The organism is Ignisphaera sp. (assembly GCA_038735125.1).
Taxonomy (GTDB): domain Archaea; phylum Thermoproteota; class Thermoprotei_A; order Sulfolobales; family Ignisphaeraceae; genus Ignisphaera.
On the sequence record JAVYNU010000004.1, the window covers coordinates 66,857 to 91,081 of the forward strand.

Consider the following 24,225-nt stretch of genomic DNA (forward strand, 5'->3'; position numbering starts at 1 on the left):
ACCTTGATCAGCATATTCTTGGCACTAGCTCCCCTCTTGGAGGCTCCAAAATTCTGTAGCCACCAACACTTGTTTTCATGAGTACATAGCCTTTGAATTTCTCGCTTGATCTAACCTCTCCAACGATCCTAGCGTTTTCAAAGCCAAGACTCTTCATATACTCGACAACCTCGTCAGCCACAGCGGGGTCTACCGAAAGTACCGCCACACCCTCTGACGCCAGATACAAGGGGTCTACGCCAAGCATTTCGCAGTATCTCTTCACAGAGTCTCTCACAGGTATAGAAGACTCTTCAACAACTATCACAGTTCCGGTTCTAGAAGCCCACTCATTTAGTATACCAGCCAAACCACCTCTTGTTGGATCTCTAGCAGCATTTATGTGATTAGAGAACCTCTCCATGAGTGGCAGCATGAGTCTTGTAAGTGGCTTTGCATCGCTTTTAAGAAGACCTTTCCCAAGTTCTTCAACATTCTTCTCCAAACCCATTTGAAGAAGCATTATAACGGCTCCGTGATCACCAACAAAATCGCTGACAATTATCTTGTCCCCTGGCTTTGGATTGTCAACAATAGGCTTCTTGGTGATGCCTATAGCGGCAGTGGTTATAACTATTTTATCTATACCCCCCTTCGGCATCACCTTGAAGTCTCCGCCAATCAAGGCAATGTTCTCGCTTTTCAGAACATCTATAAACGACTGCACAATTTTCTCGAGATCCTCTATAGGGAAGCCCTCTTCAACAACAATAGAGTCTAGAATGGCTATTGGCCTTCCACCCATCATCAATACATCGTTTATAGAGCCAGCAGCTGCAAGAGTTCCTATGTTGCCGCCTGGAAAGAACGGTGGGTTAACTGTGTATGCATCTATTGAAACCACTATGTAATCCCCAGTTGGAAGTGGTATTACAGCACCGTCATCTAAAACATCTATTCCAAATCCATTGCCAACTCTCTTCAATCTATCCTCAACACGTCTAAATATGAGCTTCTCGAGAATCTCAAATGTTTCTACACCGCCAGATCCATGTGCAAGTAGAACCCTATCCATTTCTAGCTTCACCTCTCAGAGACCTTGCAAGCTCAAGTAGCGTCTCATAAGCTTTTATAACCTCTTTAGCATCCTTACCCAGAACCTCCTCAAGAAACTTTATATGCTCCAAAACACCCTCATCAGAGAGTTTTGATATGACAACACCTGCATGAACAACTACGATATCTCCTCTAGAAATCCTCTCACCTGCTATGCCAATTAAAGCGTCTCTGACAATACCATCGCCATAGTTAACCTTGGCAACCATGCTATCCAAATCAACATCAACAACAACTGCAGGAGAGCCCCAGCACATGATATTAACCACAGACACCCTTTTATCGTAATCTACAATTCAGTCAAAGCAAATAAGTTTTACCAATGTGATTCCTGCAAAGCACAGGATATAAGAAATAAGAATTAGATTGTTAAGGAAAGCTCTTTTGCTATCTCTTCTGCCAAGCCTCCACTTCCAAACCTGGCCCATATAGCGCACGCCCCTTCTAAAGAGACCATGCATGGCCCATACGGCTTATCCGGTGTACACACCCTCATGAATAGTGGGCAATCTGTTGGTTTTGCCTTGCCAAGGGTTACCTCCGCACATCTGCACCCAGGTGGTAGGTCGTATCCCCACTCACCTGGCTTAATCTCTTTTACTCCAAGCTCCTCAAAAGCATCATATCTTCTATACTCTTCTCTCAATCTCAATCCACTTTTCGGTAGAAATCCTATTCCTCTCCAAGCATCGTCAACAACCCTAAACGTCTTCGCAACTATTCTCTGGGCCCTTATATCCCCATGCCATGTAACAGCTCTTTTGTATTCTATAACAGTTTTTGCCTCCCCCTTCACAAGTTGCTTCAATATTTCTAAAATCGATAATAAGACATCTATGGGCTCAAAACCCGATATAACAACTGGTATGCCATAGTTTTCAGAGACTACAGACCAGGCCTTGCCCCCTGTAATTGTCGATACATGCCCAGGTGCGATAACGCCCATTACAGGTGGTTCTGTTGGCTTCTCTCTTAATATCTCTAGGGAGTAGAACATGGCTGGTGGCGTTAGCTTGACAAGACTCATTATCTTGAGGTTTTCCGGTACCAACCCTTTCAAGATTGCTGATGCGTATCCAGGTGCAACGGTCTCAAAGCCTATTCCTATGAACACAGATTCCCTATTGGTTTTTCTAGCATCTTTAATGGCGTCGACAAGACTTGTAACGAGCTTTACAACACCCTCTCCCCTAACCTCGCTTAGAGATTTGTATCCCTTAACACTGTTCAGTGTCCTAAGCTTGTAGGTGTCTCCATAGGTGTAGACGGTTATGCCATCTAATGCAAGTTTTATTGCCTCTTCTATGAAATGTGATGGAGTTACGCAAACAGGGCATCCGGGACCTGCAACAAGTTCTATGTTCTTGGGTACAAGACTTCTAATCCCAAAGTGTGTAACCGTCCATTCGTGTGTTCCGCAAAAGTTCATTATCTTAAATCTAAAGTCCTTTCCATAGATGCTCTCCAAAACCTTGGAGTACTCATTAATCTTCTTGAGTATAGCTTTTACAAGCTCTCTATTCTCTCTAAAAGCCTTCTCAATTTTATCGGCTATGCTTAGGAAGTATCTAGTGCTCTCCTCCATTATTCAGAACCCTCTTAGAGGCTATAACTATTTGACCAAGTGCTATCCCCCCATCGCCTGGGGGAACCTTCCTAGGCAGTTTAACGCTTATCCCCTCACCCATCAAAGCCTCTTTAACCCCTCTCACAATATGTGTGTTTACAGCTGAGCCACCACTCAAAAAGACAGTGTTTACAGTGTTTCTTAGCCCCTTCAAACTCCTCAGCGCTATCATCCCTAACCCGATTCCGAGAGATCTTAGGATTGTCGCTGCCAAGTTGCTCTCCCTCTTATTCTCGTTGCTCAAAACCCAGTTGAGGAGATCGACAACATCTACCACTAGCCTACCATCAAACATTCTTATCCTTGGCTCATAGTCTAGATAGACACCGCCATCAGCTAAAGCCTCTAATCTAATGGGTGGCTCACCCTCATATGTTCTAATGGTGCACACCCTTAGAAGCGCCGAGAACGCATCTAGTGTTCTACCCATGCTCGTCACAATGGCTCCTCGACCACTTTTTGCAAGTATATACGTTATCTCAGCCTCTTTTTCTCTATATGGCAACGAGCTTATCAAATCCCTTTTCTCCAGTATCCTCATAGTCTCCTCCTCGCTGTAGCCAGCCAGCACTAGAAGTGCTATAAGCGGCTTTACTGGGTAGAGAGCTGCTGTGTCCCCACCTGGCAAGACAAATGGCTGTAGACTGCCTGTTCTGATAAAGTCTGTGTAGCTTGCTATCATCACCTCTCCACCCCATATACCACCATCAACACCATAGCCTGTTCCGTCAATTGCTATCCCAACAACCCTCTCATCAACAACACCATGCTCAGCCATGGCAGCTGCTATATGTGCATGGTGGTGCTGAACCTCTGTATACCCAGCTCCAAAATCTTTTGAAAGCTCTATAGCAAGCCTCTTATTATGGTACAGAGGGTGCATGTCAGCAACAACAGCAGCAGGCTTCAGCCCATAGATTTTTGCAAACCACATAAGCTCTCTCCTAAGATCATCTAGCTGAGCAGGTTCATCGACATCCCCTATGAACTGCGTCAATACAACCTTGTTCTCAAACGCCACTGCACCAGCAGTTTGGAGCTCTGCTCCAACAGCTATAGACTCGACCAAATCAAATGGAACCTCTATCCACTCTGGCGCATAGCCCCTAGCCCTTCTGAGAAAAACTGGCTCTCCATCAGCAAATCTTATAACACTATCGTCAACTCTGTGGACAATCTCCCTCTCATGCTCAACAACATAGTCAACAACTTTGCCAAGCTTTTCAAAAACACATTTGATGTTTGTGCACATGGGCTCTCCATGAACATTGCCGCTAGTCATTATTAGAAAACCGTCTGGAACCTCTCTCAGTAGAAGCACTTGAAATCCTGTGTAGGGAAGCATAACACCAACTGTTGAGAGACCAGGTGCAACGTATTTGGATAGCTTGGAACCTCTCCTCTTAGGCAATATAACTATTGGTCTTTGTGGAGACTCCAAAAGCTCTCTAGCCCCGTCGAAAGGCTCTGCAATTTCCTCAACAACACTGTAGTCCCTTGCCATGATGGCGAAGGGCTGTGCTGGCCTCCTCTTCCTCTTTCTAAGCTCCAAAACAACACTGTCATCAGATGCAAGACAGGCTATGTGGTAGCCTCCAACACCCTTGATAGCAACTATAGCCCCTTCCAAGATCTTCTCAACAACAAATCCAACAACATCTTCGACATCTATTCTCCTACCACTAGAATCAAAAACAAATGTCTTTGGGCCACAAACAGGGCAGCTAATGCCTTGTGCATGGAATCTCCTGATATTGTTGTGATCCCTATAATCAGCTTCGCAAGCAGGGCAGAGCTTGAAGACAGCCATAGAAGTGTTTTCCCTGTCATACGGAGTTTTAAACATCATAGAGAACCTAGGGCCGCAATTAACACAGCTATTCCAATAGTATCTATAGAACCTTGTACCAGGGTCTAGAATCTCCCTAACACAATCACTACAAATACCGATGTCGGGGGGTATAATACTCCTCAGAATCTGTATAGACCCACTCTCCCTAATGAAAAACCCTTTGAAGCCTGCCGGCTCAACCCAATCAACAAAAACCTTTTCAATCCTAGCATTAGGAGGCTTCTCAGAGTAGAGCCTATCGAGAAAAACCCTCAAAACATTTTCATCACCTTCAACAAAAACCTCAACCTCGCTACCACCCAAATTAACAACATAACCCCCCAAACCAAGTCCAGTAGCAAGTCTATAAACAAAAGGCCTAAAACCAACACCTTGAACAACACCAACAATTCTAATGCGAAGAGCCTTAACAACCATGTTAAACAATCCCTGTATAAAATCATCATTAATGTTTCATGGATTTGGCGCTTTCCATGCTTCATAACGTGACTACAGCTAATAAGGTTATGGAGAGTCCATGGATTCTCTGGATTCGCAGTCCAAAATTTTATGCATTTCTGTTATGCTACTATACGCTAATGAAAACTTAAAAAGCTTACACTAGATCGTATTGCTAGATCATAATGTTTGCGGAAATAATATGAGGTGTTATTTTTGTCAAAAATAAATCCATTTGTAATGTTTATATTGAAGAGACTGGGTATTATGGTGCTATCCTTTTTTGTTGCATCAACGATAATGTTTTTACTACCTAGGATAATACCTGGAAACCCACTTGCTGTAAAGGTATATCAAATACTTCAACAATCTGCGACAAACCCAGAGATGATTAAGTCTGTGGAGAAGATGCTTATGGATTACTTCAAGCTAAATAGACCATTGTATGAACAGTACTTCGACTTCCTTATTAACTTACTTCACGGGGATCTAGGAAAATCCATAACATATTTCCCACGAACAGTCAACGAGATTGTGGCAATGTATCTCCCATGGACACTCGCCCTGCTTGTCCCAGCAATAATTGCTTCATGGATTGTAGGTAACGTCATTGGTGTGATAGCCGCCATGAATAGGGGGAAGATAGTTGACAAGGTGTTGTTGCCTCTGCTAGCAGCTTTGCAGGGTACGCCAGCATATGTTTTTGGAATGTACCTTGTCCTGCTAGCAGTTGCCACAAAGTGGTTTCCAGCAAGTGGAGCTTATTCACCAAATGTGATACCTTCGTTTTCATGGAGTTTCATAGTTGACTACCTACACCACTATATACTTCCATTCCTCTCAATATTTCTAACATCACTTGGTGGTTGGGGGCTTAGCATGAGGAACATAGCTATACAAGAGCTATCAATGGATTATATGGACTATGCTAGGATAATAGGTCTATCACAGAGAAGAACACAGAACTATCTATTCAGGTTATCGGCTTTGCCGCAGATTGTTGGCCTGGCCATAGTGCTTGGGTGGAGCGTTGCAGGCTCCATAATAACTGAGATTATATTTGCCTATCCAGGTATTGGCAGAGCCCTCTGGACGGCGATACAAGCACAGGACTACATGCTTATCCAGGGATATTTCGTTATATTGATTGGAACTATACTCTTGGCCAACTTCATATCGGAGATAATATTTGCTGTGATAGACCCTAGGGTAAGGTACGCATATGCAGGTGAGTAGTGATGGGCATATTAGCAGATTTGTTTAGAATACCAAAGTTTACTGGAGGGCTAGCAATATTCTTGGCTATTGTAGCCCTCGGCTTGGCGGGTCCCCTAATATACAGGGTTTCTCCAACAGATATTGTGGGACCTAGGTACACCCCGCCATCGCCTGGTCATCCCCTTGGGATAGACGCCCTAGGCAGAGATGTTCTAGCGCAACTCCTATATGGCATAAGAGGCTCTTTACTTGTTGGTGCTGTTGCTGCCGGGATTGCGCTAGGTCTATCACTGGTTCTAGGAACCATGGCAGCTGTATTTGGCGGATTAGTTGATAGGGTGATTATGGTGGTGTCAGAGATATTCATTATCATACCGTCTCTACTCCTCATGATGGTTCTAGCAGCTTATCTGAGACCAGAGGCCAGAAATATATGGCTCGTAGGATTTGTCATCGGCATAACTTCCTGGGGTGGATGGGCAAGGGGATTCAGATCAAGAACTATGAGCATACTACAGTCAGAGTTCATTAAGATGGCTATACTGTCTGGCGCATCTAGAACCAGCATAATATTGAGGGATATCGTGCCAATAATATCGCCATATATATTAGCATCACTCGCAATGCTATTCACATCAGCTATAACAGCCGAAGTTGGTTTAACCATTGTTGGCGTTGGCATGACAAAGGACATTACGCTTGGACTCATACTCTACATAGCACAGCTATATGCAAACATTACACAAGGTATTTGGTGGACAGTTGTCCCGCCTACGTTAGTTATGATACTGATATACCTCTCATTATACCTAGTCGCAATATCCCTAGACGAGTACTTCTCACCAAAGCTTGGAACAGCATGAGGTAGGGACAATGGGATACGCAGTTGAAACAGTTGATCTAAGAGCATACTACATACTTAGGAGAGGCTCCGTCAAGGCTGTTGATGGAGTTAATCTCAGAATCGGTGAGAGAGAGATCGTTGGTGTTGTTGGGGAGAGTGGATGCGGTAAATCAACACTTTCAAGAGCTCTTGCACTAGACTTTGTCCCTCCACTAAAGCTTATTGGAGGAAAAATAATTATTGATGGAGAGGATGTAACTAGTATTCCCATATCAGAGGCTAGAAAGAGGGTTGCAGGTACAAAAATATCTCTCATACCACAGTCAGCAATGAATGCAATTATACCTGTTGCAAGAGTGAGGGACTATATCGTGGATGTTGTAAAGGAGAAGACTGGTATGCCAAAAGAGAGAATATTAGATATGGCTAGAAAGAGATTTGAGGAAATAGGTCTTCCCTCAGTAGCCCTAGACATGTACCCATTCGAACTATCAGGTGGTATGAGACAAAGAGTCTTGATTGCTCTGGCAACACTTCTAAATCCATCTCTTTTAATAGCAGATGAACCTACATCAGCATTGGATGTATCGACACAGAAAATGGTTCTAACAACTCTATACAATGTTTTCAAAATGGGCTTAACAAAGAGCATCATGTTTATAACACATGATATTGCCACAGTAAGGCAAATAGCGACTAGAATAGTTGTTATGTATGCAGGTAAAATAGTTGAGGATGGTCCAACAGAGAATCTTATACATAACCCATTACATCCATACTCCAAAGCACTAATGTATTCAATTCTAACACCAGAGCCAGAGATTAGAAAGAGAGTTGGGCAGACCGGTGGAATTGCAGGTGAGCCACCAAGTCTAATTAATCCACCACCTGGCTGTAGGTTTCATCCTAGATGCCCGTTTGCTATGGATATCTGTAGAAAGGAAGAACCACCTCTGGTAGAAGTTGATAAGAATCGTTTTGTTGCATGCTGGCTCTATGCAAAAAGTAGAGGTGGAAACTTATGAGTACAATTCTAGAAGTAGAGAACTTAACAAAGATATATGAGATTGGATACATAAGGAAAAGACGAATAACAGCTGTTGACAAAGTATCCTTTAGTGTAAGAAAAGGAGAGATAATCTCTTTGGTAGGCGAATCAGGATCTGGTAAAACAACAACTGCTAGAATGATTCTAAGGTTGATTAAGCCTACAAGTGGTGCTATAAAGTTTATGGGCAGAGATATTTGGAGAGATCTAAAGAGCAACTCTGACTTAAGATGGTATTGGAGAAATGTCAATGGGGTTTTTCAAGATCCTTTCTCATCATTCAATCCAACCCATAGAATTAGAGACTTTATGTACAGAGCATTCAATTTGTTTAACGAGAGGCTAGACACTAACGCTAAAGACAAGCTTGTAAGAGAAGCGCTCCAGATGGTTGGTCTAATACCAGATGAGGTTCTGAATAGAAGACCGTTTGAGCTATCTGGAGGCATGAGACAAAGGGTTATGATAGCAAGAATATTTTTGATAAGGCCTATGCTTGTTTTAGCAGATGAGCCAACGAGCATGATAGACGCAACATTGAGACTAGGGATACTAAAACTATTCTCAAAGCTGAGAGAAGAGATTGGAACAGCCATAATATTCATAACACATGACATGGGTTTAGCTTATTATATCTCAGACAGGATAATGATTATGTATAGAGGCAAAATAATTGAGGAAGGAACACCTGATGAGATTGTGAACAGCCCTAAGCATGAATATACGCGCAACCTGCTAGATTCTATACCAAAGCTATACACATCCTGGTTTGGATGACCAATTATCCAATGCAAAACATGATGTAGACTGAATATTAGGTCATGAACTGTTTTTACTTAATAATCTGTTTTTAATGTTAAATGTACAGCTAAAATTTTTAAACCTCTCACAACAGTATGTAGAATTCTAGTAGGTGTGTAGCTTGAGTCTCGGTAAAAAATCATATATGGTAATAGCAACACTAATGGCTCTAGTTATAATAGCATCGACAATTATGATATACGGACAGGCCCAGCAGGCACCCCCAAGACAGGACACAGTTATAATCTCTACGCAGTGGGGAACCCCAAGCGGCTTCAACATCTTGATACCAAACTATGCAACAGGTTCAAACTATTTGATGTACCCAGCTCTCTTTGTCTATGGCCCATATAGCGACGATTTTGTGCCCTACCTTGCAAATAGCTGGAGGTGGGTAGATCCCCTAACACTAGAAATAAAGATTAAGCCAGATGCTTATTGGTGGGATGGTCTGCCTATAACAGCTGATGACGTTAAATGGAGTTTTGATGTAAACAAGCTTTGCAGCACATCATTTAGCTATATATGGAACTATCTATCAAGCGTTGATGCGGTTGACAGCACTACAGTTAGATTTAAGCTAAATCCAAACAATGTTAACTACTTCAGAATAACAGATGTTCTAACAGTATTCGTCTTGCCCAAGCATAGATGGGAACAACTATACAACCAAATGGGCTGCAAGATTGCCACAGACTTCAAAGATGATGACCCAAGTAAAATAGTTGGAGGCGGACCATACAAACTATATTACTATACAGCAGACTCATGGACATTCATAAGAGTTGACCTGCTAGGCATCAAATGGTGGGGCGAGAAATACTTTGGATACCCAGCACCAAAGTATGTTATGCACATAACACCTCAAAGCGATGAGCAAGTAAGGCTTGCCTGGATCAATGGCGAAAGAGATCAGATGTCGCACTTTGTCGATAGGCTCTGGGAGATAATTCAGCAAAATCCAAAGAGAGGTACCTTCGATAACCACAATTGTCCACCATGCTTCTTCGGAGGTAGCGTAGTGTTCTTTGCATTCAACTTGAATAAGTATCCATTCAATGATGTGAGGGTTAGAAAAGCGCTGTACTACGCGTTGCTCGCAAACAATATGGAGGCATTGAAGCAGGCTTCACTAAATGCCTACTCAGGCTATCTCTTGCCAGCAAAGCTCTATCCAGTGCCTATAATACCCGGTATAGAGAGAACCGAGCACTACCTAGCCAAAGATCTTGTAAACGCATTCATGGCCAATGCTACACTAGACAATGCCAAGAAACTTCTTGACGAAGCTGGGATCAAAGACATAAACGGTGACGGCATTAGAGAACTCCCCAATGGACAGCACTTCTCATTCACAATATATGCTGTAACAGGCTGGGTCCCAGTAATAGGCTCTGCAAACATGTTTGCACAGTTCTGGAGAAGCACCCTAGGTGTTGACGCAAACGTTCAAACACTCGATTTCTCAACACTGTGGAATAAGATTGTGCAGGGAGACTACGATTCTGTTTGGTGGATGCACAGCACAAGACTTGGGCCTGCATCGCCATGGGTTAACTTCGATGTTGCCATGGACTCTAGACTACCTAGACAGCCATGGACAGGGCCAATATCTGGCTACAACAATTCAGAGGTAAATGCCATACTTGATCAAATTGGCAGAACATTTGATGATGCACAGAGGATTCAGCTATTCAGAAAACTGCAGGAAATATGGCTTAGAGACCTGCCAATGCTTATCTTAGGACAAGACCCACACTGGTATGAGTATTCAGAGGACTACTGGGTTGGCTGGCCAAACACAGATAGAATAGCTAAGTACGGCTCATTCTATGCAACAACATGGGATCCAGGATTCCTATTCGTACTATACGAGCTAAAACCAGCATCACAGGTAACATCACCAGACATAGACACTGTACCAGCATTCCTAAAGCCACAGAACAGAATACCGGCTGCAAAGTTCTTCGCAGATCTACAAGCTGTTGCAACACAAGCAACAACAACTGCACCACAAACACTACCACCAACACAAGTAGTTTTACCAACACAAACAGTTACAGTTCCATACACGATCACAACAACAGTAAAATCAACAATAACCTCGTTATCAACAACAGTATCTGTATCAACAACAACAATAGCTCAAACAAATTGGACTATGACAACAGTGTTAGCAGTAGTGCTTCTAGTAATCGGAATAGCCATTGGATGGGTTATAAAAAGAAAATAGAACCTTTTTATTAATTTTTTTATTAAATATCGTGTCTATTCTTAATCTGATCACAGAAAATATTTGCTCTCAACTTTGTAAAAAGAAAGTTTAGTGCTATACACCTCCAAGTCTTTTGTTTTTAGCAAAATCTTTGACAATTGGATTTACAGCGTTTGGGGGTTCCTCGCCTCTGAGAACACTTATAACATTCTTGGCGACTGTTATTGCCATAGCTCTTCTACAATCCTCTGTTAGCCATGCTATATGAGGTGTTAGTATAGTGTTTCTAAGTCTAGTTAATTCATCGTCTGATGGTATAGGTTCTACATAGAAGACATCGAGTGCTGCACCAGCTATTTTGCCGTTCTTCAGCACATTTACAAGAGCTTTGTGGTCTATTACGGCACCTCTGGAAATGTTGATTAGGATAGCGTTTGACTTCATTAAAGAGAATTCTCTTTCTCCTAGCAACCCCCTTGTTCTATTGGTTAGGGGAACAGACACAACTATGAAATCAGATCTTTTAAGTAACTCGTCTAGCTGAACATATTCAACTCCTAGTTTATTTTCATGCTCAAGCTTTCTCTCAATGTCGTAGTATACTATTTTGAGTCCAAAGCCCCTGGCCCTCTCAGCTATCCTAGAACCTATTCTGCCAAGACCTATAATACCCAGCGTCTTCCCCTTTAAGCCAACACCAACGAAAAACCTGCTTTCAAATGGGTTCTCAAACCATTTGCCAGACCTAACAAAATCGTCAGCCTCACAAACTTTCCTAGCCAGGCAAAGAAGCAATGCAATAGCATGATCTGCTACAGCATCAAAGAGCTCGTCAACAGGTGTTATGGTAACCCAGATGCCAAGCCTTGTAGCAGCATCAACATCAATATTATCGTATCCAACGCCATGTCTAGCTACAACAAGAAGTCTTTCAGAGCTCTCCAGAACTCTTCTAGTAAATGGCTCTACACCCATAGACACAACAGCATCAAAGTTTCTTATAGCATCGATTAGCTCATCCTCTTTTCTAAGAGGCTTTGAAGCTATAACAACTTCAGCTACATTCCCAAGTATGCTAATACCCTCCTCATGTATTGGAGCTGTTAGCAAAACTCTGGGCCTTCCCATTGCAGTTCACAAAATATGTTGGCAAAAGCTATAGCTTTAAATTTTTGGGGAAATAGCTAGCTAGTGGGTGAATAGATTGTCTAGGCTTAAGAAGATGCTAAAGAATAGAGAAGTGGCGTTAGGAACTTGGATCACTATAGGACATCCAGACGTTGTTGAAGCCATATCGACTCTTCCAATAGATTGGCTCGTATTCGATATGGAGCACGCACCATTAGATATCTCAACACTAGAGATTCTTCTAATGGGTTTAAGAAATCCTGATATAGCCTCTATCGTGAGGGTTCCATGGAACGACATGGTAATGATAAAAAGGGCTTTGGATGTTGGAGCAACAGGTATTCTAGTCCCATGGGTGAATACAAGAGCCGAGGCTGAAAATGTTGTTAGGTTTACTAGGTATCCTCCTGCTGGCATGCGTGGCGTTGGCCCTAGGAGAGCTGTTCTCTATGGCGCTATAAACTTCCTAGACTATTATAAGAGGTTCGAGACTGAGGATCTTGTTGTAGCAGTCCAGATCGAGACTGAAGATGCTTTAAAAAATCTAGAAGATATTGTGAGTGTCAACGGTATTGATGTGTACTATGTTGGGCCGATGGATCTAACAACGAATCTTGGGATACCTACTGAATATGACAATCCAAAATTCATTGAAGCTCTACGCAAAGTTTTGAAAGCTTGTGAAAAATTCGATAAGGTTCCAGGCATACATGCATTCGATGTAGACTCCGCGAAGAGGTTTATTGAAATGGGATTTAGATTCGTGGCTTTGATGACAGATATAAGTATATTGAGAAGCTCTCTTGCAAAGACCATAGAGCTTGTTAGACAAAAACATAATGATGTAGACAAAGGTTTTACACTTGGTATCTAGGTCATGGATGCAACATATCAGATTTTCATCCAGCTTTTTCTAGGTTCTGTTCTGGGCTGGCTGTTTAGAAGCACAGGCCAAAGCAGTTTCATCGGCTATGTTATTGGGGGTTTTGTAGCCTCCCTAATTATGCAACAAGGCTTCAGAAGCTCTTTTGTTTCTCAACTAGATTTTTTGAAGGGCCTTGGCTTAATGCTCTTCTCGTTTGAAATGGGGCTTTCAATAGGTATTGAAAGGCTTACCAAATCTTTGAGCAGAGTTGTCGTTGTTGAAATGGTTGCATATTCCATCATATGGTTTTTAACAGCATTGCTATCTATCGGAACATCTCTAAATACATTCGAAAGGATATTCCTATTCCTAGTTCTAATAGACTGCTCATCAGTAGCCATAAACCTAGTTAGTAGAATAGATGATGATGACATAAGATCTCTAGCAATAGTACAATCAAATTTTGAGGATCTTGCCCAGTTCATAGCATTTTCAATGATCTTCACAGCTGGGATTACAAAACCTGATATCATAGCTATATTAACTGATGTACTTAGGGTAGTAGGGTTAACAGGACTTCTAGCATATATTCTCAACTTAGCTATGAAGAGATCTTATATATGGATCAATAATATGGATAAACTATCCAAATCCATACTGTTTCTCTCAATAGCATTACTATACTCAACTCTTGTTCAAGGCCTTAACCTGCCTACTCTATTTGGAGCATTCATAGCTGGCATTGTGTTATCTAGCTATGTGAGAGGTGATGAAATCAGTATCATGAGTGGTTTGAGAGAGCTTGGACTCCTCCTCTACTTCTCTTCCATAGGAATGCAGATGACAGCCTCTACCTCAGCCAGTTTATTGAATATCATAACATATGGTTTTGCCTATGCGATTGCAGGTGTTCTTACACGATTCATATCTCTGTCCCTTGGTGCACTATTTATTACAATAAGAGCTGATGCCATACCATACTATGCAGCATCTTTACCATCTATTAGTGAAACATCAATAGTATTCGCAGACACACTTATACAGCAAGGTGCTCTAAACCCAGCATTTAAATCCATAACAATTATAACAGTCATTATATCGATGATCCTATCACAAATACTATTCAGTAATGCAAGTAGATTTAGCACAATCTTAACTAGCTTAGTACCACAGAACATCAAAACCTTCTTCATGACACTATCTCATTTGCTTCTAGAGAGTAGTGAAACTTCCATTAAACTTGGTTCAGAGTTAATCAAGTTCTTAATACCATCACTTCTAGCCACATATATTACATACGTAGCTTCTGCAATTCCAATGCCGACGCAAAACATACATATAGGAACAGCTGTGGCAACATCTATAGTAGCATACATTGTTATTGTCATAAACTTCTATAAAACATTGAATTCAATAATAAAGTTCCTGGATCTGAAATTTGAGCAGAGAATTCAAAACTGGAACGTAGTTTCATTGGCATCAAATGCCATAACCATTGTGTTAGTAGTTATATCTATAATTCTTCTCTTTAACGTCACCAATACAATGCTATCCGAAGACTTTGTCCAATCACCATTTCACAGATATCTAGTGGCATTGATTCATGTAATCACATTTATCTTGCTATTCTACCTAATTATAACCAGAATTAGGGTGAAAATACAAAAATCGCGGAATTAGATGACTATGCCCAGTTACATTTTTCGGATTCCTCAACAATTTTCTTAATCTGTGAAACATCCTCAGCAATTTTCTCTATGTTTACACCAACAGATTTTAGACGGGATTTCAAATCCTCTACCTTGTTTTTCAACATGGCGTTTTCTCTCTTTAGCTTCTTAACCTCTTCAAGGTATCAAGAGTTTTAGCTCGCCCTTTACAAGCATTTCATAAGTCTCCCTAACTAGTCTACCAGCCTTTGTCTCCTCCTCAAATGCTTCCTAATTGCCAGTTGTGTAAGCTGGATTGCCAAGGGGCTTCAAATGCCACTACCATAAGCCATAGCCAAAAAGCCTAACCAAAACTGTTCGCTAACTAGAGTAAAAGTGTGTAGAGAACCAGCTAAGCTGATATCAAATTGATATTAACTTTACATACTCTGTATATTATGTGATATACACAGGCCAGAGGCTCGATGCAGGCTCCGCGAAGAGATTTATTGGATGCAATATATCAGATTTGCATTTTCTTTTCTTAAGTCTTCATGTACTCGATCATCTAGAGTACGGCTATTATTATTAGTGAGGAAAAGTTTTATAATATTGTGAGATAAACTGAGGACTGTGTAACAGAAAAGCGTATACAATATCAAAAGAATTGTATCAAATAGACACAATCAGACACTCGGATATACTCACGAGGTGAGACAAGTAAATGGCTAGAGGTTATACCTCTAAAACAGATATATACATGGTTCTTTCTGTAACAACCCTAGTCAATTTTCTAACAGGGTTTAACGCAAGACTTGCTGTTGTTGGTTTGCCATCTATTGCAAGAGATTTAGGTGCTGATATATATCAAATTGTATGGATTGTTCAAGGATATATGCTTGGCTCGACAGTTATTCAACTCATTGTTGGGAGGTTATCTGATTTATTTGGAAGAGTTAGATTATTTAATTTAGGGATAGCAATTTTTGGTTTAGGAGCCTTTATTTCTGGTCTAAGCACTAGTCCAATACTATTAATTGTTTCAAGGTGCATACAAGGTGTTGGAGCTGCATTTTTAATATCATTAACTGTAACAATTTTAACAGATAATGTTCCCCCTAATAGGCTTGCAACATGGCTTGGGATAAACCAAGTCTCTTGGAGGGTGGGGGCACTTCTTGGATTAACTCTTAGCGGTTTTATAATTGATTATCTTGGGTGGAGATGGATCTTCTTAGTACAAGCACCTCTTAGTTTAGCAATTCTTTTGTGGAGTGCTAAGAAGCTTAAGGAAAGGTATAAACCTGTTGAGAAGCCATATATAGACTGGCTTGGATTTACATCATTTACAGCTGCTATTGCACTACTACTCATTGGGCTAACACTCTATGGATATGGATTCTCTAAGTATTCTCTATACACCATGATATCTGGCATTGCTCTACTATTATTTTTCTCTATATGGGAGCTCAACACAGGCCATCCAGCACTAGATCTCAGTATATTTAGGCTATGGCAATTTAGTGGGGGCATAGTCGCTCAGCTTCTATACTCAATAGGTTTCGGAGCATCGATGACGCTTTTAGCCATATACCTCCAATCGGTTAAGGGATTTACAGCTACCCAAACAGGTCTACTTTTGATACCATATGAGCTAAGCTTCTTAGTTTTCGGTGTTGTTGGTGGCAGGCTCTCAGATTCCATAGGCTTTGTTCCAGTTGCAGTTGCTGGCCTTGCTGCTGGCTCAGTAGCTCTCTACATAATTTCTATGGTTTCTTCACTTAATACATTGATTGTCGCAGAGCTTTTACTAGGTGTTGGAACAGGTCTTTTCGTTTCCCCAAATACAAGCTCAATAATGAACTCTGTGCCCCCACATAGAAGAGGCATCGCATCATCTATAAGAACCATATCATTTAATATAGGATTTGCGCTGAGTCTTAATATAGCCGTTCTATCACTAACACAGGTACTGCCATACGAAATAGTTTCAAAGCTAATCACATATGAAAGAGTACAAAACACAAGCGAAAGCAGTCTTTCAATAGAAATATCTATGCTCTCAAAAACAATTAAACACTCATTTAAGGTGCAATCAATTCTAATGGCAATAGCAATACCATTTACAGTTTCGCGCACTAGAAAAAGCCATGAAAAGATAGATACACTTTTTGAAGCATAGTAAAGTAAAATATGTTTTGGATTTAACATAAGAGATTCTTTAAAGAATCTTTTCCATAGTATTCTACCAGAATCTCTTTGTCATCATAAGCATTGATAGTATTGTTGCGTAAAGAGCTATAGAGTCTGTTAAAACGATAAAGGTGTCCCTATAGAATCTCCAGTATAGTAGACCTATTGCGGAGAGCACCAATGTATATAGAGCTGATATCCATATACCTCTATGCTTATACAAGATCATAAAAACGGCTAATACCATAGGACTAAACCATATTACATAATGTGGATATATAAATGGATTTAGCATCACAAGAAGAACTGTTGAGAATGCAGCGGAGATTGCTAAGGCCATGTCCTTACTAGTGCCTTTGTCTGCAAGAAATCTCTGAATGAAAAGACCAGCAACCATGGAGATCACCATTGATGCTATGCTCATGTACTGTATTCTAGGCATTAGAGAAAGTCCCTTGTCAAGTCTTTCAATGTGGAATAGAAACTGGTTTTGCAGAGACCTTTCAAAACATTTGAAAGAGAGCATATACTCTATGCAGAGAGAAACAACAGCTACAATAGCGAAATAACCCAAGGCCTTTTTGATATCCACAGATTTGAGAAAAGCTATGTTTGGTGGCAGGTAGATAAGGGGATAGGTTTTCGCTACAATAGCTAGAGAAAGAAGCAATGCAGATAGGGCGGCACCAAGATTTGAGAGCGTGTATATGGAGAGCATTGATAGGAGGGCTGGTATAGAGTCGAAAAGCCCATACCATGCAGAAGCAACAATCGCCAGCGGGTTTAGGGCCCATAGAAGGCTAGAGGCAATGGCAAGATTCTCATCACCTGTGAACCTTCTGACAACAAAGAAAATTGCTATTGTCAAGAGAGAGTCAAAAAGTATGGAGGCGAACTTATATCCAATAACATTCCAACCAAATATGATGATGCCAATCGATTGTATGGCTGAGTATAGGGGCGGATAGCTATAGTTCGCTAAGCAGTAGGGGGATCCAGTCAATAAAAAACTTCTAGCACCTTCTACATGGGCAAGAATATCTGTGCCGTGAATACCCTGCAAACCAACCAAAACTCTGATAGCAAGCCCTGTGAAAAATATCGCAAAGAGCTTTGTATACAGCTTCCGACTATGCATTGAAACAGCCCATCTCTATTCTAAAACACGAATATTTAAGTTTTGTGAAACCAGAGGCACTGCATAAAGAGCAGGTAAATAAATGAGTTCCTAACTATCCCCAGTCATCTAGGGCAGTTGAGTCAAAATTGCTTGGAGCAATTGGTATTCACATGTTCTTTGGCTATTGTGAAAACTGCTAACAGTGTTCCAATTGACGAGGCTATTAAATATGCTGTTAGTGCTGGTTTCATTGGTGCTGCTACTTTGTATGTGGCAATAACTATTGTTAGTATTGATGTACTTAATGCTTGTCCTAGGAATCTCATGGTTCCTAGGAATGCTGTCGCTGTTGCGTACACCTCTTTTGGTACTCTCCTAACAATCTGTGTTGTGTTTGGAGATGCGAAGAATGCAAAGCCTATCCCCACAACAACCAGTATAGTCATCAAAAGCCATTGCTGTGTGTATACATAGATTGAAGCTCCTATCCCCAGGGTTATCAAGCCCATGCCAAGTGCTACAAGAACTCCAGGATCCCACCTATCTGCTAAGTGCCCTGCTATCGGAGATAGGAGAGTTTGTGCTATGGGTTGTGACAAGAGGATTAAACCTGCTTGCCACGCGCTCAATCCCATCTCTGTTTGGAGGTAGTTGCTGAAGAGTATCGATAATGCAAAGGTAGAGACATAGTTGAATAGCGCAACCAGATATGCCAGAAAAACTCTCTTCTCAAAAATTTGTCTGGCAAAGACCCTTGGATGCTTGTACTCAATGATGAATGTGGCGATGAAGAAGGTGAGACCCATACCAAAAATTGTTGCACCACCAAAACTCTTTATATAAGCCGAGCCTGTTGAGACCATGGCCAAGGAAGCAACAAAGAGAGCTGGTGTTACTAGATCAGGTCTTCTCCCCAAATCCCTTTTGCCGAGATTGATGGATGTGAAAGCCAGAGCTGTGCTTGTCAAAGCTACGAAGCTTACAAAGATAAAGATCGAGGGCCAGCCGAGGAAACTTGTTAGGAAACCTCCTAGAACAGGTCCCAAGGCTGTGCCTATGTAAACAGCAGCGCTGTTTATCCCTATCACAAGACCTGTTCTCTCACGAAACATGCTAGCCAGAATTGCGACGGTTGTTCCAGAGACCATAGCGGCTCCCAAACCCTGGAGACACCTCAAAATTAGAAGAGCTGCAAAATCCTTGATATATGGGATAGCGGCAGAGGTTATGGCAAAGAGAATAACGCCTGAAACAAAAACACGTTCTCTACCAACATAATCAGCTATAACACCTAGGAGAAGAATTGTTGATGCCAAAGAGATTAGAAAGGCATTGGCAAACCAGTTAACTTGAGCCATATCAATATTCAAAGACCTTGCAATAGATGGAAGAGCAATGTTGACAGCTGAAGATATGAACGGAGTTATAAAAGAGGCCATGGTGGAAGAGACTAGAAAGAGTCTTTTCCTAATGGCAAAACCACCTCAAGCAGTTCTCATAATGTTCACCTAAATATATAGATGCACAATTAAACAAATGTTTTAGGACTATATAGAATTCAAATAGAATTCGATAATGTATCCCTAGACATGTCTTTGTCAGCCAATTAGAGAAGTTCTAGTGGGGAAAGTAGGTTTGCTGAGCTAAAGACGATTATTAGTTTTTACAGGGATATTTGTTTTAGTAGAGGTGCTGCTAAGGGGTTTTGGCTATGGGTGCACAAGTTAAAAGGGTTTGGAGAGATGTTGTTGACGGCATCGAAGTCGAGGTTATGGAGTTTAGCGATACTGTGGAGACTGTCGAAAAAGCTTCTATGCTAAGTGGCTATCCAAGATCGTCTATAGTGAAGACTCTTCTAATGAGGGCAGACAACGAGTATATTGTAGCTGTTGTAAGAGGTGATAGAAGGGTTGATGTTGAGAAGATACAGAGGTTGCTTGGAAAAAGGGTTGAGCTTGCCAAAAGCTGGGAGGTCAAACAGGTTCTCGGTGTTGAGGTTGGCGCGGTTACACCATTGTCGCCAAGGGTAAAGTCGTTAAGGGTGTTGATGGATCCTCAGATACTGTCTTTAGACTGTGTTATATGTGGTGGGGGATCTCTAAACAGGTTGTACAAGGTGAGGGTCCAGGATCTTCTGAGATATCTGAATCCCCAAATAGTGGATGTATTCAGGTAGAGCTGGTTTCACAATCCAAGCTCTGCAGAGATGTTCTTCAAGCTCTCTAGTGCTAGGCCTAGAAACTCCTCTAGCTTTAGACCAAGATGCTCTATCTCCATTATCCTGCCTCTGTCAACTCCTTTCGCAAAGTCCTTCGATCTAAACTTCCTCATCAGAGTCTCTAGTCTAATCTCAGAGATCTTTTTATTCGGCATGACAAGTGCTGTTGCTATTATCAGTCCAGATGCATGATCAGAGGCTCTCAGCCCGTGGAGAAGCCTCTTAGCCTTCTCACTTGTTACCACAAATCCGTTGTGTTCGTTGTGACCTGCTATAGCCTGTAAGGCATTGTCTGGGAGAAGACTCTTCAAAATGTTTAGTGCTTCAAGTCCATGTCTTTTCATGTCCCTGTCCACATAGTCGTAGTCTATATCGTGTAGAAGGCCTGTTAACCCCCACAGCTCCTCGTCCTCGCTTAGCCTCTTCGCCAAGTTTCTCATAATCGCTTCAACAGCTATGCAATGCTTTACCATCTTCTCATCTTTGAGATATCTCCTCAAAAGATTCAGTGCCTCTTCCCTTGAAATCATGTTGGACAACCTCTGCTGGGTATAGAACATCGTTTCAGCTAATTAACTCTTTTGCGTAGAAGCTATATCTGATAGTTATGAAAAGTTTTGATATTCCGGGGATTGGCAAGATCACTGTAGAGGAGATTGGTGCTACCTCGGCTAGGGTATGCGCGGATATAGCTGATTATGTAGAGGTCTGCGTTGTTTTGGAGTTGAAGCCTTTGAGAAGCGATGCAGAAAAGATAATCGGCGAGTTGTTTAAAAAGTATGAGGGTATTGTTGTAGAGGGTTTTGTAAAGGGGTTGCAAAATGTTGCTACATTGATTGGGGCTGAGAACAGGGCTAGCAAGTCTATTAATTATATGTGATGATAGAGGGAAGAGCTGATGAGGTGATGACCTCACCCTTTGCTGATAGATCTTCTGAACCTCTTCTTTATGTCTAGGAGAACATCCCCTGTTATCTCAACACCTCTTTGGATTAGCCTATACACCTCTTCCTCGAGGTCAAGCTCTGTGAATATGCCAAGCTCGTTGAGTCTTTTTCTTGCGCATTCAATGCTTTTGCAATTTTCGATGTCCTTCACAACTGGATTCAGTGATGCTACAATAGTTGAGTCTAGAAAGAAGGTCAGTAGATTTACTGGCGATATGAAGACTTCTCTGCTACCCTTTCTAATGGAAGCATAGCCCCAAACACCTTTAGCAGCTAGCAGTGTCGCCCTGCTAGCCTCACTCTCAACAAACTCAAGTATCTTCTCAAGACTCTCAACATCTTCTCTAGTAACACCCCTAGCCCCTAGATATCCACCATGCTCTGTTATGAGCGAAATCCTCTTCAAAACATAGTCTTGGGCTAGCTCCCCATCACCTCCAGGAGAATGAACAGCTACAACACCTTTTAGCTGGGCCACAGCCGCAAGCCCTGTGAAATCTGCTAGAGGACTCCACAAATCCTCTTCAAAACCTGTCGCAACAATATCTCCCCCAACATCAACAGCTACAACAGTTTCGCATCCAAAGTAATTTAACACTTCCTCCAAGCCTTTCCTAACACCGTGGACACCACTTATAAGATCAATAACAGCAATAGGTTCTCCAAGAACCTTAGAGACTCTAGCAGCCTGGAAAACAACCTCTCTACCACCTCTAAAAGCCTTGGAGTTACCATCAACAAACATAGAGAAATTGCCTATGGGTCTGCCTCTAGAGACCTCATCAAATTTAATAGGACCTGGAATAGGATCAACAACAAACCTCTCCCAGACCACACTAGCAACAAAAGATCTTAAACCAAGTCTTCTAGCAGCCAGCGCAAGCATAGACGCTGTCGCAACATCACCTCCACCACCAGCAGCAAAAAACAGTAGACACTTTTTACCGCCGAAAAATAGTTCCAACAAAATCACCAGTCAAATATGGAAACTATAAATAAATAATCTGATTAAGTACGGAAAATAAGCTAAGCACCTAATACAAAACATAGTGTCTCTTCGGCGATGATGTAACAGATAAAAATATAAAATAAAAAAGTTAGTTAATTTTTTATTTGTGTTGTTTGCTACTCGACTTCAGCACTAGTAGTTATTACTCCTATCGATGTTGTTATGACGATGTTTATACTTTTCTCTGATATAGGTGGGACAATGGTTACATTAACTGTTATTGTTTTCTCAGCTCCTGGACCAATATCTACATTCACAGTTTTTGGCGACATTCTCGGCATCATAATACCTATGCTCAATATCTTGACTATGCTATTTCCATTGTTCTTAATCTTTAGGACAAGGTTATAGTTGTAGCCTTTGACGTGTTCTAACTTTGCCTCTTTGACCTCTATGGAGGTGGCTTGCACAGGTGTTGTAGTCTCTTTGGAGGTTCTGATGAGCATGTTGTACAAGGGCTCTAGCTGTGCTTTGATTGTTTGTAGTATTGAGTAGGCTTTGTTTGCAAGTATCAGCGCTGTTACTTTGTTGCCAATGCTATACTGTTTAACGGCTTCGTTGATGAGGTTCTCCGCTGTGTTGATGGAGTTTTCCACCCATTTCATGAAGTTGATATCCATGAATTTGCATTGCGGAGGTGGCGGATAGATCTGTATACACACAACAGTCTTTGACTTGTTTGCCACGTAGTTGTACATCTCCTTTACCTTGGATAACGATTCCTTGGCTTTTTCAATCGTTGTATTGTAAGCCTTTTCAACATCTCTTGCTGGTAGGTTCTTTGGCGTTTCATTTATAACCTCCCTAATGATATTGGCTTTTGCTTTTATCTCTGCTAGGTCAGGCATCCACCTAGCCAAGTCTTCTACACTGGCATTGGCGATTCTCTGCTTTAGTTCCTCAATTCTCTGCAAGAGCTCGTCTATCTGTTTCATGACAGAAGTTGTATTGACCTCTATGGATATGTTCTTCAGGCTCTGCAACTCGTTTTCTAGTTCCTCCAGCTCCTCCAAAGCCTCCTCGGTCTTATTCTCAACGAGTTTTGAGATGACTTTGCTGATGTTCGCAGGTTTCTCAATAGCTATCTGCTTAGAGATGTTGGCGACGATGTTTCTAGCTTCAACAATTTTGCTGATAGCTAATCTAAGTGCTTGCACAGCTGTCTCAGATATGTTGGCTTTCTCAAGCCTCTCAACAGTTTTGTTCAGAATGGCCACAGCTATGTCCAGATGCTGCAAGGATTCCTCCAAGTCCTTTGCCGTACCCCTAGACAGCTCCACAGACGCTATGTTTAGTGTTGCATTGGCGAATCTATGCATCTTTTCATACTCGAACTGCTTTCTAAGCTCCTCTAAACACTTGTTGAACTCTCTTATGTCTCTAGCCCTCGACATGTTGGCTAATACGCTCTCAACAGGTAGTGTAGCATTGTATCTCTTCTCAAGCTCTCTAGCCCTATTCTCAATAGCTGTTCTAAGCCCATTCAAGAACCTCTCCAGAGCAACTCCAACAGCATACGCCTTTCCACCTACCCTAACCTCCTTACTGACATCTGCAAGAGCCTTAGATGCATTGACAACCCACTCTCTAAGCTCATCAACAGACAGCTGAGAGATGTTAACAGCTAGAAGCGCTGATATTTCTGACCTAAGCTCGGCAGATATGTTTAGAGACTGTGCCTTGCCAAGCATCTCCCTAAGTATAATCGCCTTCGCCAAAAGCACTTGATAGGCAATTTTAGTAGCAGTTGTAGTGGCATTTGTCTGACTAGCTTGCTGGGCAACTGCAAATGCCGGCAATGGTCCAAATTGCGGCATTATTGCTAGACCAACCATTGCTATGAAGAGTAGCCCCAACAGAGTTTTTACAGCATTTCTCATTTTTTGCACCTCGATATAGGGATACTGAATTATAGGTTTAATAAGGTCTAACATGAAGCACATGTTTCATTTAGTATA

General features: G+C 41.6%; 20 protein-coding genes. 10 read left to right on the forward strand and 10 right to left on the reverse strand.

Features of this window, described 5'->3' with window-relative positions; translation table 11 throughout:
* Positions 1–7: 7 nt before the first annotated feature.
* From hypE to hypF, 4 genes are all read right to left on the reverse strand, one after another.
* On the reverse strand, positions 8–1,054 hold the full coding sequence (hypE, locus tag QW284_05845; GenBank protein ID MEM0339189.1) for a hydrogenase expression/formation protein HypE: 1,047 nt from the start codon (positions 1,052–1,054) through the stop codon (positions 8–10).
* Positions 1,047–1,364, reverse strand: a complete 318-nt coding sequence (locus QW284_05850; protein MEM0339190.1) for a HypC/HybG/HupF family hydrogenase formation chaperone — start codon at positions 1,362–1,364, stop codon at positions 1,047–1,049. The genes hypE and QW284_05850 overlap by 8 nt, the downstream gene beginning before the upstream one ends.
* A 92-nt stretch (positions 1,365–1,456) precedes the next feature.
* A complete protein-coding gene (gene hypD, locus QW284_05855) occupies positions 1,457–2,680 on the reverse strand; it encodes a hydrogenase formation protein HypD (GenBank protein MEM0339191.1) in 1,224 nt (407 codons plus the stop codon).
* Positions 2,664–4,991, reverse strand: coding sequence for a carbamoyltransferase HypF (gene hypF, locus QW284_05860; protein ID MEM0339192.1), 2,328 nt, complete (start codon positions 4,989–4,991; stop codon positions 2,664–2,666). The genes hypD and hypF overlap by 17 nt, the downstream gene beginning before the upstream one ends.
* Positions 4,992–5,228: 237 nt before the next feature.
* Here hypF and QW284_05865 point away from each other — a divergent pair, with 237 nt between their 5' ends.
* The 5 genes from QW284_05865 (at position 5,229) to QW284_05885 (ending at position 11,156) form a co-directional block, all read left to right on the forward strand.
* A complete protein-coding gene (locus QW284_05865; protein ID MEM0339193.1) occupies positions 5,229–6,248 on the forward strand; it encodes an ABC transporter permease in 1,020 nt (339 codons plus the stop codon).
* A 2-nt stretch (positions 6,249–6,250) separates the two neighbouring features.
* Entirely contained in the window at positions 6,251–7,093 is an 843-nt protein-coding gene (locus QW284_05870) for an ABC transporter permease (protein ID MEM0339194.1), read from the forward strand.
* Between the two features lie 10 nt (positions 7,094–7,103).
* Positions 7,104–8,099, forward strand: coding sequence for an ABC transporter ATP-binding protein (locus tag QW284_05875; GenBank protein MEM0339195.1), 996 nt, complete (start codon positions 7,104–7,106; stop codon positions 8,097–8,099).
* Entirely contained in the window at positions 8,096–8,899 is an 804-nt protein-coding gene (locus QW284_05880; protein MEM0339196.1) for an ABC transporter ATP-binding protein, read from the forward strand. Before QW284_05875 ends, QW284_05880 begins: the two co-directional genes overlap by 4 nt.
* Positions 8,900–9,044: 145 nt before the next feature.
* Positions 9,045–11,156: an ABC transporter substrate-binding protein gene (locus QW284_05885; protein ID MEM0339197.1), complete on the forward strand. Its 2,112-nt coding sequence runs from the start codon at positions 9,045–9,047 to the stop codon at positions 11,154–11,156.
* Between the two features lie 96 nt (positions 11,157–11,252).
* On the opposite strand, the gene QW284_05890 is transcribed toward QW284_05885, so the two are convergent.
* Positions 11,253–12,266 (reverse strand): D-glycerate dehydrogenase, encoded by a 1,014-nt coding sequence (locus tag QW284_05890; GenBank protein MEM0339198.1) that lies wholly within the window; start codon positions 12,264–12,266, stop codon positions 11,253–11,255.
* Positions 12,267–12,342: 76 nt separating this feature from the next.
* Here QW284_05890 and QW284_05895 point away from each other — a divergent pair, with 76 nt between their 5' ends.
* The 3 genes from QW284_05895 to QW284_05905 all read left to right on the forward strand — a co-directional run bounded on the left by QW284_05895 (position 12,343) and on the right by QW284_05905 (position 16,962).
* Positions 12,343–13,140 carry an aldolase/citrate lyase family protein gene (locus QW284_05895; protein MEM0339199.1) on the forward strand — a complete coding sequence of 266 codons (798 nt, stop codon included), beginning with the start codon at positions 12,343–12,345 and terminating at the stop codon, positions 13,138–13,140.
* A gap of 3 nt (positions 13,141–13,143) precedes the next feature.
* Complete coding sequence (locus tag QW284_05900; protein ID MEM0339200.1) at positions 13,144–14,811, forward strand: cation:proton antiporter; 1,668 nt, start codon at positions 13,144–13,146, stop codon at positions 14,809–14,811.
* A gap of 693 nt (positions 14,812–15,504) precedes the next feature.
* Positions 15,505–16,962 carry an MFS transporter gene (locus QW284_05905; protein MEM0339201.1) on the forward strand — a complete coding sequence of 486 codons (1,458 nt, stop codon included), beginning with the start codon at positions 15,505–15,507 and terminating at the stop codon, positions 16,960–16,962.
* 63 nt (positions 16,963–17,025) lie between these two features.
* Here QW284_05905 and QW284_05910 read toward each other — a convergent pair whose 3' ends face one another.
* Both QW284_05910 and QW284_05915 read right to left on the reverse strand, forming a co-directional pair.
* Complete coding sequence (locus QW284_05910; protein ID MEM0339202.1) at positions 17,026–18,111, reverse strand: hypothetical protein; 1,086 nt, start codon at positions 18,109–18,111, stop codon at positions 17,026–17,028.
* A gap of 122 nt (positions 18,112–18,233) precedes the next feature.
* Positions 18,234–19,532, reverse strand: a complete 1,299-nt coding sequence (locus QW284_05915) for an MFS transporter (protein ID MEM0339203.1) — start codon at positions 19,530–19,532, stop codon at positions 18,234–18,236.
* 272 nt (positions 19,533–19,804) lie between these two features.
* On the opposite strand from QW284_05915, the gene QW284_05920 reads away from it, so the two are divergent.
* Positions 19,805–20,269, forward strand: a complete 465-nt coding sequence (locus tag QW284_05920) for a YbaK/EbsC family protein (protein MEM0339204.1) — start codon at positions 19,805–19,807, stop codon at positions 20,267–20,269.
* 8 nt (positions 20,270–20,277) lie between these two features.
* Here the strand turns inward: QW284_05920 and QW284_05925 are convergent, their stop codons facing one another.
* Positions 20,278–20,841 (reverse strand): HDIG domain-containing protein, encoded by a 564-nt coding sequence (locus QW284_05925; GenBank protein ID MEM0339205.1) that lies wholly within the window; start codon positions 20,839–20,841, stop codon positions 20,278–20,280.
* Between the two features lie 77 nt (positions 20,842–20,918).
* On the opposite strand from QW284_05925, the gene QW284_05930 reads away from it, so the two are divergent.
* Positions 20,919–21,191, forward strand: coding sequence for a hypothetical protein (locus tag QW284_05930; protein MEM0339206.1), 273 nt, complete (start codon positions 20,919–20,921; stop codon positions 21,189–21,191).
* A 32-nt stretch (positions 21,192–21,223) separates the two neighbouring features.
* Here QW284_05930 and QW284_05935 read toward each other — a convergent pair whose 3' ends face one another.
* Positions 21,224–22,222 (reverse strand): DUF1152 domain-containing protein, encoded by a 999-nt coding sequence (locus QW284_05935; protein ID MEM0339207.1) that lies wholly within the window; start codon positions 22,220–22,222, stop codon positions 21,224–21,226.
* A 161-nt stretch (positions 22,223–22,383) separates the two neighbouring features.
* Complete coding sequence (locus QW284_05940) at positions 22,384–24,147, reverse strand: hypothetical protein (GenBank protein MEM0339208.1); 1,764 nt, start codon at positions 24,145–24,147, stop codon at positions 22,384–22,386.
* Positions 24,148–24,225: the final 78 nt, after the last annotated feature.